Source organism: Prauserella alba (genome assembly GCF_024171735.1).
Lineage (GTDB): Bacteria > Actinomycetota > Actinomycetes > Mycobacteriales > Pseudonocardiaceae > Prauserella > Prauserella alba.
In genome coordinates this window covers 858,636-875,013 of the sequence record NZ_JAMTCH010000005.1, presented here as the reverse complement: position 1 = coordinate 875,013, position 16,378 = coordinate 858,636, and the positions used below count along the sequence as shown (strand labels likewise).

Here is a 16,378-nt window from a genome sequence, read left to right as displayed (position 1 = left end):
TCATTCGAGAGTCAGCGCCGTACAGCGGACACCGCCGCCGCCCTTGGCCAGTTCCGTCGTCGGCAACTCGACGACCCGGAGCCCGCGGTCCCGGAGCGTGGCGGCGAACCGCGGCGCGCTGCGGGTCATGGTGACCGTGTCGCCGTCGCTGATCAGGTTGAGTGCGAAGTGTTCGGCCTCCTCCCTGGACACCTCGATGAGCTCGAGTCCCAGTTTCCGGATGCGCTCCCTGCTCGGCCGGTCGAGCGCCTCGGGACACCAGGCGATCGTGTGCGGGTTGCCGATGACGGCGACGGCCAGGTCGAGGTCGTACCAGCGGCGATCGACGGTGCGCAGCGGCACGACGTCGTACCCGAGGCGCTCGCCGAGGAACGCGTGCATCCGCGGATCCGTGCGCCAACCCGACCCGGCGAGCAGGATGTCGCCGCACGGCAACGCATCACCCTGGCCGCTGAACGCGTACGGCGCGTCGATCACCTCGAACCCGCGACGTTCGAGCCACCGGCGGTAGTGCTCCGTCTCGTTCGCCCGTGCCGCGGGCGGGCGCCCGAGCACGGCACGGCCACGGCGCACGAGTGCCGCGTTGGCGGTGAACACCATGTCGGGACAGTCCTCCGCCGAGGGCATCCGCTCCACCGTGCGACCCGCCTTGCGGTGGGCCTCGATGATCGCGTCGTGCTCGGCGACCGCGGCTCCGGTGTCCGGCTGGTCCTCCGTGTTCATGTACGGGTTGATCTCGTAGTCGATGCGGAAGTGCTCGGCGTCCGAGACCATCAGATGCGTATTCACCCGTTTCCTCCGGTAACGCGTCGGTTCAGCAGTTGTTCGATCAGATCGTCGGCCAGATCCGTCGCCGTGCTTCCGGGCCACGGGACGCCTGCGTCGGCGTACCACTCCGGCGGAGCCTCCGGGTGCGGGCCGACGACCCCGACCCGGCCCGCACCGAAGTCCGTGACCAGCGCGGCGATCTGCCGGTTGGGGTAGCGGGCGAGGATCGTGACCCCTCGGTGCCCGCCGTCGTCACCGGACGGATGCGTGAGCTGGAAGACGGGCCCGTCCTGGAAGAACACGGCGCGCGTGCGGTGGCCCCACTGGACGTCGACGATCGTGTCCCCGGACGTCGTCACGGTCGCTCCGGGGGTGGCGATGTACTGGTCGGTGTCTCCGGGCAGCAACGCGAAACCCGGCGTGGCTCCGGCGAGATAACCCCCGAGACAGAACCCGAGGTAGTTCCCGCCCTCTCGGACGTAGGCGCGGATCCGCTCCTTGTGTTTCTTCATCACGCGGTAGCCGTGACGCAGGGTTCCGCCGCCCGGCTGGGCGTACAGCGTGGCGGCGGCCAGCACGTCGTCACGCAGCGACAGCCCCTCGCGAGGTCCGACGTAGCGGACGTCGAACCCGTGGCGGTTGCGGGCGATCACCTCGGCGACCGCCTCCGAGCATCCCGCAGGCCGGCTCGCGGGCCCGCGATACACCAGCGCGAGGGGCTGCGCGGTCATCATGCCTCCTTGGCAGGCAGCGGGTCGCTCTGAGCCGGGATTCCGATCCATCGGTTGAGCCGCGTGAGCTGCTCGCCCTTCATCACCAGTGACAGCGGCCCGAGTGCCGCCCCGTCCTCGACGGTGGAGTCGTAGAGCACGACCGAGCGTTCGCCGACACTCGCGCCCGCGCCGATCCGCACGTGCGACATCTTCATCACGCGGTCCTCGAACAGGTGTGTCTGCAACGATGCGCCGCGGCCTACGGTGGCGCCGCGGCCGACGTGCACCAGATCGAACTCGGTGAGATAGGTCGTGCCCAGCCAGGCGCCCCATCCGATCCGCGCACCCAGCAGCCGCAGCGCGGGCGGCAGCCAGGGCGTGCCGGCCAGCACCCCGAGCAGCGCAGGGACGGCAGCCGCCTCATACAGCCCGGTGACGAGTTCGGTGCGGCGCACGAAACGGCTCCACAACGGCTCCCGCCGCGGCCGGTACCGCCCGACGACGGCCCATTTGGCCAGCACTACCGTCAGGTACACGGCCAGCGACCCCGCCACGAACACCAGCGGCGTGAGTGCCGCCGTGGCCAGCGTGCCGGTCGTGCTCGCGATCTCGGAGAGGACCAGCAACACGAGATACAGCGCGACAGCCAGGATCGAGGCGGGCGCGGTGACCCGGACGAACTCGATCGCCAGCCGTTCGGCGATCCGCCGTTTGGGCGGCCGGAACGTCTCACGTTCCGGATAGTCGCCGCTGTCCTGCCGGCGTGGCAGGTTGATCGCCGGTGCGCCCAGCCACGACGAACCGTCGGGCACGCCGGAACGGGGCGGGACGGTGAGCACACCGATCAGCGATCCCGAGCCGGTCTGGGTGCCTGCCGGAACGAACGCGGCGTTGCCGACGAACGAACGCCGTCCCACCTCGGTCGGGGTGAAGTTCAGATACCCCCGGTGGAAGGTGGCCGCGCCGACCGAGGCCATGTCGGCCACGAAACTCCCGTCCCGCAGGACCAGCAGTTCCGGGTCGACGTGCGCGATGGTGGACACCTCCGCCCCGCGACCGACCCTCGCTCCCAGCGCGCGCAACCACGGCACCGTGTACAGCGTCGAGTACAGCGAGTTGGTCAGGGTCAGGCTCATCTCCAACAGCGAGTCGGCCATCCATTTGCGGATACCCAGCGACGACCGCGCCGGATGTATCCCCAGCGGGATCCGTGGCAACACGAGGGGACGCAGCACCGCCACGAGCGCACACACGGTCACGACGAACACCGGTCCCGTGAACGCGGCGGCGATGAGGCCTGCGACCACTCCGCCGAGCAACAACACGGTCCAGACCAGCACGATCGCGGGCGTCACCATCGCGATCATCGTCAGCTCGAGCATCGCCAGGCAGGCCGCGCTGCGGGCCAACGCCCAACGGCTCCAGCCGTCCACCGCGGGCAGCTCCTCGATCGTGGACACCACCGGATCCGGCTCGGCGAGGGGTTTGGCGGGCGAACCGCCCCACCACCGGCCCTCCGGCACGTGCTGGTTCCGCGTCAGCACCGTGTGCTCGGCGACCCCGCCGTAATCGCGCACCCGCACGCCCGGTTCGAGTACCGCCGAGGCTCCGACGAACGACTCCTCACCCACGGTGACCGGGGCGACGACGACCCACTCGTGTTCGACGATCCAGGGCCGCAGTGCCGCGCCGTAGCCGACCGTGGCGTCGTCGGCGATCGACAGCAGCGAGGGCAGCGACACCATTCCGGTGCCCAGGTGAGTGCGGCGACCGATCTGCGCACCGAGCAGTCGCAGGTACGGCGCCATCAGCGGGGACCCGCTGAGGACCGGCAGCGGCGCGATCGTCAGCACCACGTCCAGCGCCCACAGCCGCAGGTACGTCCAGCCCCACAGCCGGTAACGACCCGGCCTGACACGAGCCGACAGCAGCCGCACCAGCAGCGGTGGCAACACCCAGCGCATCGTGACGTAGGAGGTGAGCGCGGCCAGTGCGAGCGGGCCGAGCGCCGACGACACGGCGACCGCGCCGTCGAAGGAGGCGTAGACCAATGCCACGGGCAGTGCCCCCAGCGCGATCAGCACCAGCAGGAACGCCGCCTGCGCGACACCCACCGGGATCCGGAGCAGGGTCGCGGCGCGGCGTCGCCCGCGGCGCACCGGCCCCGGGCCCGCCGCCACGGCGGCCACCGTCGTCCCCGGTGCGCGCGGCGTACCGAGGTGGTGGGCGAGGGCACGGATCGTCGGATACGTGTAGAGGTCACGCACCGCGGGACCGTCACCGACACCGCGTTCCCGCAGCAACGACACGGTGCGTGCCGCCAGCAGCGAATGCCCGCCCAGGTCGGTGAAGAAATCCGCGTCCGCCGACAGCTGATCGGCCGGGACGTCCAGCGCCTCCGACCACACCGCGGTGACCTGCCGCTCGAGCTCGGTGGCGGGCGCGACGATCGCGTTTCCCCCCGCCCGGAGCCTCGTGCCGCCGGGTGGGGGCAGGCTGGGACGGTCGACCTTGCCGCTCGGCATCGTCGGCAGCGTGGCCAGCACGTCCAGCGACGCCGGAACCATGTAGTCCGGCAGCCGGTGCTGCAACGCGTGCCGCAGCCGCGCCGCCAGCTCCGGCGACGCGCCGTTCTCGCCGCTGCCCCGCCGCAGCGTCACATACGCTGCGAGCTCCCGCGTTCCGTTGCCCGACAACGCCACGGCGGCGGCCGCCACCTCCGGGTCCTCGAGCAGCAGGCTCTCGACCTCGCCGAGGTCGACCCGGTGTCCGCGCACCTTCACCTCGGCATCGGCACGGCCGAGGTATTCGATCTCGCCGTCGGAGGTGATCCGTCCCAGATCCCCGGTGCGGTAGAGCCTGCCGCCCGCGGGCGCGAGCTCGTGCGGCACGAACCGCTCCGCCGTCTGCTCCGGCATCCCCACGTATCCCGTGGCCACGCCCGGCCCGCCGATGCAGATCTCGCCGACCTCGCCGCTCGGCACCTCGTGCAGGTCCTCGTCGAGCAGCGCCGCGCTGTAGGTCGGCAGCGGCCTGCCGACGGTCACCGCCCGACCCGGCACCAGTTCACTCCACAGGGCCGTCACCGTGGTCTCGGTCGGCCCGTAGGTGTTCAGCATGCGCCGGTCCGGCGTGCTCCAGCGTTCGACCAGTTCCGCGGGGCAGTCCTCACCGCCGACCAGGACGGTCCGCACGGTGGGCAGTTCCCGCTCGATCGTGGCAAGCAGCGTGGGCACGCAGTACAGCACCGTGACGCCCGATTCGTCGAGGAAGTCCGCCAGTTCCTCGCCGAACCGGCCAGAGTCCGTGGGACCGACCACGAGCGTCGCGCCGACGGCCCAGGTCGGCCAGAGCTCTTCGATCGAGAAGTCGAACGACAGTGTCATCCCCTGGTACACGCGGTCGGTGGGACGCACGTCGTAGACGCTGGGGACCACGGCGATGAAGTTGCAGATGCTCGACTGCGCGATCTCGACGCCCTTCGGCCGCCCCGTGGAACCGGACGTGTACATCACGTAGGCCGCGGTGCTGCCACGTTCGTCGTCGCCGATCTCGACCCGGGATTCGGGTTGTGCGTCGAGCTCGTTTCCCGCGCGGTCGATCGCCAGCACCGGACGACCGGGGAGCGTGCACGTCGCCGCCAGCGCCGACGAGGTGATCAGCAGCGCGAGGTCGGCGTCGTCGGCGATGTAGGCGACCCGTTCCGGCGGTGCCGCAGGATCGATCGGCACGAAGGCGGCACCGGCCTTCAGCACCCCGAGCACGCCGGTGTAGGCGTCGACCGAACGATCGAGCCACACGCCGACCCGGCTTCCCGTTCCGATACCGCGTTCCCGCAGGTCGTGGGCCAGCTGATTGGCACGGACGTCGAGTTGCCGGTACGTGGCCTCGACCGGTCCGTCCACAACGGCCACCCGGTCCGGCATGTGGTCGGCGGTGGCCTCGAAGAACTGATGCAGCCGTGGCCACACGGCCCCGGCCGACCCGCGTTGAGCCGGAACGGATGCCTGATTCGAACACTCTCGCCGGTTGACAGGAACACCGGCAGTTACATCGGACACGATTATTGAATCCCTCCGCTTGCGCGACGGGACAGCCTCCCCCCGCCCGGTTCGCCGATCTCGCATTCGCAGTTGTGATCGAATCCGTGAAACCGGATGAATCAGCGGTCAGCTGCCACGAAGTGACGGCATTTGGATATGATCATCGACCCAGTTGGAATCCCTTCTGCCGGATCGTTTCGCAGTCCCGCCGTCACGCGTTACCGGCGACAGGCAGGACTATGCGACCCGGAAAACCCCGACCACAACCGGAAGACCACGGGCAAGAAGCACCGCAAGGCCTGAACCCGATTGCCCGCATGTTCGGTTAAAACCGTCCGGTCGCACGCCGCACATACGGTGATGGCGCGATTACGGATTCCGAGGGCAGAATCGTAGGCCGACCACACGAACGCCGGCGACAGCACTGTCGAGAATTTTCGCCGGCCCGCGCCGGCGACTCGGGGAGATTCTTGACAACCCGGCGGCCGCCCGCAGCGCGCGAGCTGCGTATCCGCCCGGTTTCGCGATTCGGGAGCGGGTCACCACCCCGGAGGGGCTTCGGCACCTCCGGCTCGCACGTCTGCGAATCCCCCGTGTAGGGGACAGCAGGTGATCGGAACCGCCTGCGGACCGTCGGCGACGGCTCGGGCATCGGTGGCTGACACACCTCCGCCCCGGCTCCACATCGCGGCGCCGGGGCGGAGGAAGCGGAACCGGCTCAGTGGGCGAAGTGGCGTGTACCCGTGAGATACAGCGTGACCCCGGCCGCCTCGGCCGCAGCGACGACCTCGGCGTCCCGCACCGAGCCACCGGGCTGCACGACCGCGCGCACGCCCGCGTCCAGCAGCACCTGCAGACCGTCGGGGAACGGGAAGAACGCATCCGATGCGGCGACCGAGCCCTGCGCCCGCTCCCCGGCACGTTGCACCGCCAGTCGCGAGGAGTCGACCCGGTTGACCTGGCCCATACCGACACCGACGGTCGCGCGGTCGTGGGCGAGCAGGATCGCGTTCGACTTCACAGCCCGGATCGACCGCCAGGCGAACCGCAGGTCCGCGAGGGTGCGTTCGTCTGCGGGAGTGCCGGTCGCGAGGGTCCAGTCGGCAGGGTCGTCGCCCTCGGCGTCGATCCGGTCCGCGCTCTGCATCAGCATGCCGCCCGAGATGGGCCGCAGCTCCACCGGAGTCGCCGCCGGGTCGGGCAGCGTCAGCAGGCGGACGTTCTTCTTCCGGGTCAGCACCTCTAGTGCGTCGTCGTCGAACGCCGGGGCCAGCACGACCTCCGTGAACACGTCCGCGATCTGTTCGGCCATCGCGAGCGACACCGGCCGGTTCGCCGCGATCACCCCGCCGAACGCCGACACCGGATCGCACGCGTGCGCGTTCCGGTGCGCCTCGGCGATGTCGTCGCCCAGCGCGATGCCGCACGGGTTGGCGTGCTTGATGATCGCCACGGCGGGTTCGTCGAAGTCCGCGGCGGCACGGCGGGCCGCATCGGTGTCGACGTAGTTGTTGTACGACATGGCCTTGCCGTGCAGCTGCTCGGAGTGGGCGATGCCGGGTTCACCCGCGCGACGGTACATCGCGGCGGTCTGGTGCGGGTTCTCGCCGTACCGGAGCACGTCGCCGCGCTCCCACGTGGCGCCCACGAAATCGGCGTACCCCGAATCGTCCGCCGGTGCGTACGAGCTCGCGAACCAGGACGCCACCGCCGTGTCGTACGACGCCGTGTGCGCGTACGCCCCCGCGGCCAGCCGCCTGCGTTCGTCGAGCGTGAACCCGCCCGCGCGCACCCGCTCCAGCACCCACTCGTAGTGCGACGGGTCGACGACGACGCCCACGCTGCCGTGGTTCTTCGCGGCGGCCCGCACCATCGCGGGGCCGCCGATGTCGATGTTCTCGACACAGTCGGCCGGGCTCGCGCCCGAGGCGACCGTCTGCTCGAACGGATACAGGTTCACCACGAGCAGGTCGAACGGGGCGATGTCCAGCGTCGCCAGCTGCGACTCGTGCTCGGCGTTGCCGCGGTCGGCCAGCAGACCGGCGTGGACCCGCGGGTGCAGCGTCTTGACCCGGCCGTCGAACGACTCGGGGAACCCGGTGACCTCCTCGACCCTCGTCACCGGCACGCCCGCGTCGGCCAGCACCCTCGCCGTGCCGCCCGTCGACACGACCTCCACTCCGGCGGCGTGCAGACCGGTGCCGAGTTCGAGCAGGCCCGCCTTGTCCGACACCCCGATCAGCGCACGCCGAATCGGGCGCTGCCCGGTCCCAGGAGTCTGCTCGCTCACGACAACCTCACCTTTCGTCCGTCCACCGTGCACCCCGCACGGGCCAGCTTCGCGATCACCTCCACGAGCAGGCGACGCTCGGTCACCTTGATCCGCTCGTGCAGGCTCGACTCGTCGTCGTCGGGCTCCACGACCACCGGATCCTGCGCGATGATCGGCCCCGTATCGACGCCGGTGTCGACGAAATGCACCGTCGACCCGGTGACCTTGACCCCCAGTGCGAGCGCATCGGCGACCGCGTGCATGCCGGGGAACGCGGGCAGCAGCGCCGGATGCGTGTTGATGACCCGGTTCGGGAACGCCGCCAGGAACGCGGGCCCGAGCAGTTTCATGAACCCGGCCGAGACGACCAGATCGGGCTCGTGCGCCGACACGGCCTCGGTCAGCGCCGCGTCCCACGCGGCGCGATCGGAATGGTCTGCGGTGCGGACCGTGAACCGCGGGATCCCGGACCGTTCGGCCCGCTCGAGCGCTTCGACGTCCTTGCGGTCGGTGCCCACGGCCACGACGGTGGCGGGGAACGACGGTTCCGCGGTCGCGTCGAGCACGGCCTGCAACAGGCTGCCGGATCCCGAGGCGAGAACGACCAGTTTCGCCGGTGCCGGCAACTCCAACCTGGTAACCAGAACGCTTCTCCTCGCCGGTGGTGCACGACCGCGCACATCGCATGACCTGGTGACCCCACCCTAACGCCGGGGGTTCGGCCGTCACGGCGAGGGCGCGGCCGAGGGGCGCCGGTCACACCTTCGGAGCTCCCGAGCCACGCGAACCGCCGGAATCGCCGGGGTCGTCCGGACCGCCGGGGTCGTCGTCAGCGGTGTCGTCGTCAGCGGTGTTGTCGTCGTCGCTGTCGCTATCGTCGTCGCCGTCGCTGTCGCCGTCCCGGCGGTCCACTCCGGCACCGGGTCGATCGTTCGTCCCGTCGTCGGGTCCGGCGGGGTCGCCGGGCAGGTCGAGCTCGTCGTCGGGTTCGGCAACGGGTTCGCCGCCGGGTTCGGCACGCTCACGACCGGCTGTCGGGTCGGCGCTGCCCACTCGGCCTGCGGCGGCACCCTCGGCGTCGGCCGTCTCGTCGTCCACGTCGACAGTGCCGGCGGGGTCGGCGAATTCGCTCTGGTCGTCGAGGTCGTCGCTGTTCTCGGCATCGTCGACGTCGCCGGTGTCGGAGGCGTCGCCGGTCGGCTCCTCGGCTTCGTCGCCGGCGTCGGATTCCCTCGCATCGGAGGCGTCTTCGTCGCTGTCGGAGTCTTCACCGGCATCAGAGTCTTCGCCGGTGTCGGAGTCGGCGTCGTCGGCCTCATCCGTCGCGGCGTCGGTGTCGGTGTCCTCGTCGGTATCGGCGTCGGCATCGACGTCGGTGTCGGTGTCGGTGTCCTCGGCGTCCGTGTCGTCCTCGGCGGCCGCGGGGCGCGGGCCCGCGAACCAGGCGACGAGCCCGCCCGGCACCGCGATCCACAGGAACGCCGTGATCGACACGAAGCCGAGTGGTATCCCCACCGGGTCGAACGGACCCGCCGCGAGGCTCCCGCCTGCGAGGAAACCCGCGACGACCGTGCCGAAGCCGACCAGCGCGCCCGCGACGCCGACGGTCCGCAACCGTGCCACCGGGTCGTCATGGCATGTCCGCAGCCACCAGCCGACGCCCGCGCCGACCGCAGCGGGCAGCAGCATCAGCACCGGCCACCACAGTGCCTGCTCGTCCGGCAGCGCACCGAGTAGCGGGAACGGGGGTACGCCGCCCCCACTGAACGACAACGGGCCGATCTCGACGCCACCGAGCTGCAACCCGGGCCCGGTCGCGAAACCCATCGCCATGATCACCGCGTTGGGCACGTAGCCCAACGACACCAGCCACAACCCTGTCGCGCTGCCCGCGCCCGGCGCCAGCTCGGCGGACAGGGCCGCCACCGTCGAGGCCGACAGGGCCGTGGCCAACAGCAACGTCGCCGCGCCCGCCGCGACGAGCCCCGCCAGTCCCAACGCGCCCGCACGCAGCCCGGCCACGGCGAGCGGATCGAGGTAGCGGCGCGCAGCGGCCGTCAGACCGCACGGCTTCGCGACGCCCACGGCCGCCCCGAGCCCGGACACCAGCGCGGGCACGAACACGGCCGTCAGCACGTCGACGGTGATGAATGCGTCACCGGCGAGGATTCCGGCGATGCCGCCCACCACGGCGTGCGTACCGGCCACGGCACCGATCAGCAGGGGCGCGCGATCCGGCGTCGAACAACCCAGCCGCTGGGCCGCACCGGATGCCGCCCGTGCGATCAACACGCACACCAGCAGTGTCGGCAGCAGCGGCAGCACCCCGAGCGGCAGCCCGTCGATCTCCAGCGGCACCTGGTACGCGGCGAGCCAGACCGGCCCCGTCGCAGACAGCACTGCCCCGGTGGAGAAATGCGACGACGTGGCGATCGCGAGAATCAGCGTCAACAGCGCGGCCGTGGCCAGCAGACCGGTGACGATCGGGGCCAACGCGGCCATCGCCAGTGCCCGTATCCACGTGGAACGGGATACCGGCTCGCCGTCCGCGGACGCGGAACGGAAGGTCGAGGCGAGCAGGCTCATGCCCTCGACCATCGCAAACGACCCTGGGCCGCACGGAACGCCACGCCGCGCGAGGGAACCTGACGAGAATCACGTTCGCCCGACCGGGTCGCAGTGACAACGAGCCCACAACAGCGCCGAACACCGCAACGCCGGACTCAGGAACGACGGGCACAGGAACGGCAGGCACAGGAACGACGAACGCCCACGACCGGTGTCCGGCCGTGGGCGTTCGCCGCGGGAAGAATGCGTGCGGGTCAGCTCCCCTGCTGCGGACCCTGACCGGGCTGGCCCTGCTGGCCACCCTGCGGCTGCTGACCGGTCTCCTGGGGCTGGAAGAACTGGCCCTGCTGCGAGGCGTAGGCCGTCGGCTGCTGATGCGGGTTCACCGGCTGCGGCGGCTGACCCGGCTGGCCCACCTGACCCGGCTGTCCCTGCTGACCGGGCTGGCCCTGCTGCTGGAACGCACCGGACTGCGGACCCTGCTGGCCGAAGCCGCCCTGGCCCTGCTGGCCGAACTGACCGGGCTGCTGACCGAACTGACCGGCGGGCTTCGGCTGCGGCGGCTTGATGATGTTCTCCTCGAACAGGTACGCCGCGACGGCCACCAGCGCCTGGACGATGCCGAAGATCAGGATCATGACCGCGCCGGCGCCGTACGAACCCTCGCTGGCGAACGTGATGAACAGGAACGGGAAGAACACTCCGACCGCGAGGACGGCGGGCCACGGTCCGGGCTTGTGCTCACCCGGCAGGAGCGTCAGCAACGCAGCGAGACCGCTGAGGAAGAACATCATCGGCAGCCACGCCAGCGGCGCGTTCTCGTAGAAGCCGATGCCCGGGCCCGGGTCGTAACCCTCCGGAGCCCCTTCCGGAGCCTCGGGCACGCCGAAGTTCGCGAAGCCGAGGAACAGGTTCAGCAGGCCGAGGCCCGCCGTCGCGAGGAAGAGAATCTGCGGCAGGCTGATCTTCATGCCCCCGCCGCCTGCGGGCGGCGCGGGCGGTCCCGGGAACTGTTGTTGCGGCTGCTGCGGGCCCTGGCCGGGGAATCCACCCGTGCCGGGGCCGCCGCTCGGGAAGCTCATCCGTTGTTCTCCTGTCGTGATTCTGCTCGCGAGCACGGCGGATCGGTCTCACCCGCCGTGTATGACCCGGGGATACGCGGCCGCGCCATGCCGACGGCCACAGCACGGACGTTAGCGCACCGGCCTGAGACGTTTGTGGTTAGACGGCTGATTCGCCCGTCCGGTTTCATGCCGGCGCCGGCTGATCGACGACAGCTCGCCGACGGCGTCACCGACGACGCACCGGCCGACCGGCACCGCACACCTGTCCCCCGACACACCGCACCTTTCCCGACATACAACGAGGGACCGAGCACGAAAGTGCCCGGTCCCTCGTCGACGTTCCGGAGAACCCCGGCTCCGCCTCGCCGCGTGGCGGGATCGGCCTCACGGCCTCACCGGCGCCCGGTCAACCGCCGAGCCGCGGAGCCGTGGAACTCGGAGGCGCGTGCGCTCACAGCGCCTTGTACAGCTCCCGCGCCAGGTCGGCGGTCTCGGTCGGCGTCTTGCCGACCTTCACGCCTGCCGCCTCGAGCGCTTCCTTCTTGGCCTGCGCCGTGCCCGCGGAGCCGGACACGATGGCGCCGGCGTGGCCCATCGTCTTGCCCTCGGGCGCGGTGAAACCGGCGACGTAGCCGACGACCGGCTTCGTGACGTTGGCCTTGATGTACTCGGCCGCGCGCTCCTCGGCGTCACCGCCGATCTCGCCGATCATCACGATGACGTCGGTCTCCGGGTCGGCCTGGAACGCCTCGAGCGCGTCGATGTGCGTGGTGCCGATGATCGGGTCACCGCCGATGCCGACGCAGGTGGAGAAGCCGATGTCACGCAGTTCGTACATCATCTGGTACGTCAGCGTGCCGGACTTCGACACCAGGCCGATCTTGCCGGGGCCGGTGATGTTCGCCGGGATGATGCCCGCGTTGGACTGCGACGGCGAGATGATGCCCGGGCAGTTCGGCCCGATGATGCGGGTCTTGTTGCCCTTCGACTTGGCGTGCGCCCAGAAGTAGGCCGCGTCGTGCACCGGGATGCCCTCGGTGATGACGACGGCGAGGCCGATCTCGGCGTCGATGGCCTCGATGACCGCGTCCTTGGCGAATTTCGGCGGCACGAAGATGACGCTGACGTCGGCGCCCGTCTCCTTCATGGCCTCGCCGACCGAGCCGAAGACACTCAGCTCCTTCTCGGCGATCGTGACCGTCTGGCCGGCCTTGCGTGCGTTGACACCGCCGACGATGTTCGTGCCCGCGGCGATCATCTTGGTCGCGTGCTTGGTGCCCTCGGACCCGGTGATGCCCTGGACGATGACCTTGCTGCTGGAATCGAGGAAGATCGACATGTCTCTTACGCTCCTGCCGCCAGCTCGGCGGCCTTGTCCGCCGCGTTGTCCATGGTGTCCACCTGCGTGACCAGCGGGTGGTTGGCCTCGTTGAGGATGCGGCGGCCTTCCTCGACGTTGTTGCCGTCCAGTCGCACGACGAGGGGCTTGGTCGCGTCGTCGCCCAGGATCTTCAGCGCCTCGACGATGCCGCTCGCGACCGCGTCGCAGGCGGTGATGCCGCCGAAGACGTTGACGAACACGCTCTTGACGTCGGGGTCACCGAGGATGACGTCCAGACCGGCGGCCATGACCTCGGCCGAGGCGCCGCCGCCGATGTCGAGGAAGTTCGCCGGCTTCACGCCGCCGTGGTTCTCGCCCGCGTAGGCGACGACGTCGAGGGTCGACATGACGAGACCGGCACCGTTACCGATGATGCCGACCTGGCCGTCGAGCTTGACGTAGTTGAGGTCCTTCGCCTTGGCCTTGGCCTCGAGCGGGTCCTCGGCATCCTTGTCGACGAGCTCCTCGTGGGCCGGGTGCCGGAAGTCGGCGTTCCCGTCGAGGGTCACCTTGCCGTCGAGGGCGACGATCTTGTCCTGCGGGTCGCGCACCAGCGGGTTGATCTCGACCAGCGTGGCGTCCTCGGCCACGAAGGTCTCCCACAGCTTGACGACGACGTCGGCGGCCTCGTCCTTGACGGCCTCCGGGAACTTGCCCTGGGTGAGGATGTCGAGAGCCTTCGCCTTGTCGACGCCTTCCAGCGGGTCGATCGCCACTCGCGCGAGCGCGTCGGGGCGCTCGACGGCGAGCTGTTCGATCTCCACGCCGCCCTCGGCCGAGGCCATCGCGAGGAAGGTGCGGTTGGCGCGGTCGAGCAGGAACGAGAAGTAGTACTCCTCGGAGATGTCCGACGCCTCGGTCACCAACACCCGCCGCGTGATGTGACCCTTGATGTCCAGACCGAGGATGGCCTCGGCCTTCTCCTTCGCCTCCGCGGAGTTCTCGGCCAGCTTGACGCCGCCCGCCTTACCGCGGCCGCCGGTCTTCACCTGCGACTTGACGACGACCTGCCCGCCGATCTTCTCGGCCGCGGCCTGTGCTTCTTCCGGGGTGCTCGCCACGGCGCCGGGCAGTACCGGCACGCCGTGGGCGGCGAAGATGTCCTTCGCCTGATATTCGTAGAGGTCCACTACTTCAGTCTCCTGACGACACACGCCACTCTGGTTTGCAAAAGACGCCTGGTTTGCAAGGCACTGCTTTTCAAACCGTGCTGCCGGACGTGAACGACCCTATCGAGCCGCCCGGGACGCGCCGCGGCCACCTCTGGTGAACTCGGTCACCGAACCACCTCTGAGCTGGGGAATGTGGCACAGATCGCCTTCCGCTGAAACCATTCAGCACCCATTTCCACGCGGCTACCGAAGAGTAGGTCGACATTCTGCGCCGGCAACGCCACGCGACACTCCCGTATCGCCGTGACCCTGCGGTTGTCGTGTGACCCTGCGGTTCTCGCCGCGACCTACGGTTTTCGCCTCCCGCCCGGGGAGTCCGCATTCCCTCGAACGGGCCGGACGAGCGCCGCCGTCATCGCGGCCACCAGCACCGCGATGACCGCCGCGAACACGAACCAGAACCCCGGCCCTGCGCTCACCCCGTCGATCTCCCCGCGGCTCAGCGGGAACGAGGCCGCGTGCAGCGCGAGAACGACGCCCACACCGCACAGCAGGCCGACCGCGGGAGCCTGCCTGCTCCGCGCCGCGAGGACCAGCGCTCCGACCACGACGATCGCCCCGGCGAGCAGCCCCCACGACGGCGTGCCGAACCGCGCCCACAGGCCCGCGGCGGCGTAGTCGGGCGCGGTGAACACAGGCACGCCGAACGCCACGACCGCCAGGACCCCGGCGACGGCCAGCGCACCGAACAGCACCGCCGGCAGTCGCCCGCCCGCGGAACCGGCGCCGCCCTGGGCACCGCTGTCCCGGGCACCGCTGTCCCGGGCACCGCTGTCCTGGGCGTCGTCGTCTTGGGCGTCGCGGCCGGGGTCGTCGAGATCGTCCCGTTCCACGGCGCCTGCGACCACGGACGAACACGCCGCCACGGCGGCGACGACCATCGCCACCCACGTCCAGACCACGCCCGGGCCGGAGGAGGCGACCCCGCCCGCCGAGCCGGTCGCGATCACCGCGGTGTCCAGCACCGCGGTGCCGGCGACGAGCACGGCCACCCACGCCACCGACAGCACGGGGCGCACGAGCACCGCGACCCGCGGCACGAACATCGCCGCACCCAGCACCCCGACGACGAGACCGGCCGCCAGCAGCGACCACCGGGCGGGACTCTCGGGCGCCGCGATCGGCCCCTGCGTCTCGAGCTGCGGCGTCACGGAGCCGATCACCGCGCACACGCCCGCGGCGAGGGCGGCTGCACCCGCACCCGCCCGCAGGCGCACGCTGCCCGGCAGCCGCACATCCGCCTCGTCCGGCTCGGGAACGTCGGCCGCCGGCATCCGCACGAACGCGGCGACGACGAGCACCACCAGGCCGGCGAGCGCCACGATCGGCCCGGCGGACAGGCCCAGGGTGTCGATCCCGAGCGCCGCGACCACCGCGGGCAGGGCCACCGCCGTCCCACCCGCGGCAGCGCCGAGCAGGCCGCCCCGCATCAGGTCCGTGTCCCCCGACGACACGGCCATCGCCGCTGTCACCGGGAGCGCCGCGGCCACGAGCAGGTATCCGGCCATCGCGACGACGGGCCCTTCGAACGCGTTCTGCGCCAGCAGATACACCTCTGCCGACGTGAACGGCTGCATCACCAGGCCGATCCCGGCCACCACGGCGGCGGACACGGCGACCGCGAGCCGCCTGCCCGGATCGCCCGCCTCATCGGACCCCGACTCACCCGCGGCGCCCGCACGCGCCCGCAGGGCGAACACGCCGGCCACGACGGTCATCGCATGCCCCGCGACGAGCAGCCACAGGCCCGGCGCGGCGGCATGGGCGTACAGGTCGGAAGGCAGGTACAGCTCGGGGCGGGAGGCCCGGGAGGGGTCCGCGGCGAGCTGCAGGTCCAGGACCGCGCGTCCCGGGGCCAGTGCAGCGGCACCGGCCAGCACCCCGACCGCGGCGACCGTGCCACCGCGCAGGGCGAACGCCCCCGCCAGCGAGAGCGGCAGCACCGCGAGCACCACGAGGACCACCGGACCCGCCGCCAGGCCGCGTTCGCCGCCCTCGACGACCGGCACCAGAGCACCTGCGGTCAACAACAGGAAGGCCAGCACCGACGACGCGAAAGCCGCGGGCAGGGCGGGCGCCGCGCCAGCCGCGCGCAGGTCCCGCAGAGCGTCCCCGTCACGCGCTTCCGGGGTCACCGCCGTACCACCCGCACATGTGACAGCCGCCCACCTGCGGAGGTCGCACCCACGGAGGTCACGGCATCACCAGGGACGGCGGGGTCGCCGAAGCACCGACACCGCGCGGAGAAGGACCGGGAAACCGTCATCGATGCCGACGCTAGCAACGGAGAGCGCAGCAGGCCGACCTGACCGACGGCACAGCTGGTTGGACGGCAACCACAGCAGTCCGCGGCAGCAGCGGTCCACGGCAACAGCGGTCCACGGCAACCGATGGCCA

10 protein-coding genes are annotated in these 16,378 nt (G+C 70.9%); all 10 read right to left on the bottom strand.

Annotated elements, in window-relative coordinates:
• A complete protein-coding gene (locus tag LY12_RS19705; RefSeq protein ID WP_253858797.1) occupies positions 1 to 789 on the bottom strand; it encodes a dimethylarginine dimethylaminohydrolase family protein in 789 nt (262 codons plus the stop codon).
• On the bottom strand, positions 786 to 1,499 hold the full coding sequence (locus tag LY12_RS19700; RefSeq protein WP_253858796.1) for a BPL-N domain-containing protein: 714 nt from the start codon (positions 1,497 to 1,499) through the stop codon (positions 786 to 788). The genes LY12_RS19705 and LY12_RS19700 overlap by 4 nt, the downstream gene beginning before the upstream one ends.
• Positions 1,499 to 5,608: a Pls/PosA family non-ribosomal peptide synthetase gene (locus tag LY12_RS19695; protein WP_301302826.1), complete on the bottom strand. Its 4,110-nt coding sequence runs from the start codon at positions 5,606 to 5,608 to the stop codon at positions 1,499 to 1,501. Before LY12_RS19695 ends, LY12_RS19700 begins: the two co-directional genes overlap by 1 nt.
• Positions 5,609 to 6,242: 634 nt before the next feature.
• The gene (purH, locus tag LY12_RS19690) at positions 6,243 to 7,814 is read right to left on the bottom strand and encodes a bifunctional phosphoribosylaminoimidazolecarboxamide formyltransferase/IMP cyclohydrolase (RefSeq protein ID WP_253858794.1); all 1,572 of its coding nucleotides are present in this window, start codon (positions 7,812 to 7,814) and stop codon (positions 6,243 to 6,245) included.
• Positions 7,811 to 8,428 (bottom strand): phosphoribosylglycinamide formyltransferase, encoded by a 618-nt coding sequence (gene purN / locus LY12_RS19685; protein WP_253858793.1) that lies wholly within the window; start codon positions 8,426 to 8,428, stop codon positions 7,811 to 7,813. The genes purH and purN overlap by 4 nt, the downstream gene beginning before the upstream one ends.
• 124 nt (positions 8,429 to 8,552) lie before the next feature.
• Positions 8,553 to 10,394 carry a cell division protein PerM gene (locus LY12_RS19680; protein ID WP_253858792.1) on the bottom strand — a complete coding sequence of 614 codons (1,842 nt, stop codon included), beginning with the start codon at positions 10,392 to 10,394 and terminating at the stop codon, positions 8,553 to 8,555.
• Between the two features lie 224 nt (positions 10,395 to 10,618).
• Positions 10,619 to 11,446 carry a DUF5336 domain-containing protein gene (locus LY12_RS19675; RefSeq protein ID WP_253858791.1) on the bottom strand — a complete coding sequence of 276 codons (828 nt, stop codon included), beginning with the start codon at positions 11,444 to 11,446 and terminating at the stop codon, positions 10,619 to 10,621.
• Between the two features lie 433 nt (positions 11,447 to 11,879).
• A complete protein-coding gene (gene sucD / locus LY12_RS19670) occupies positions 11,880 to 12,767 on the bottom strand; it encodes a succinate--CoA ligase subunit alpha (RefSeq protein ID WP_253858790.1) in 888 nt (295 codons plus the stop codon).
• 5 nt (positions 12,768 to 12,772) lie between these two features.
• A complete protein-coding gene (sucC, locus tag LY12_RS19665; RefSeq protein ID WP_253858789.1) occupies positions 12,773 to 13,939 on the bottom strand; it encodes an ADP-forming succinate--CoA ligase subunit beta in 1,167 nt (388 codons plus the stop codon).
• 329 nt (positions 13,940 to 14,268) lie between these two features.
• Complete coding sequence (locus LY12_RS19660) at positions 14,269 to 16,116, bottom strand: hypothetical protein (RefSeq protein ID WP_253858788.1); 1,848 nt, start codon at positions 16,114 to 16,116, stop codon at positions 14,269 to 14,271.
• Positions 16,117 to 16,378: the final 262 nt, after the last annotated feature.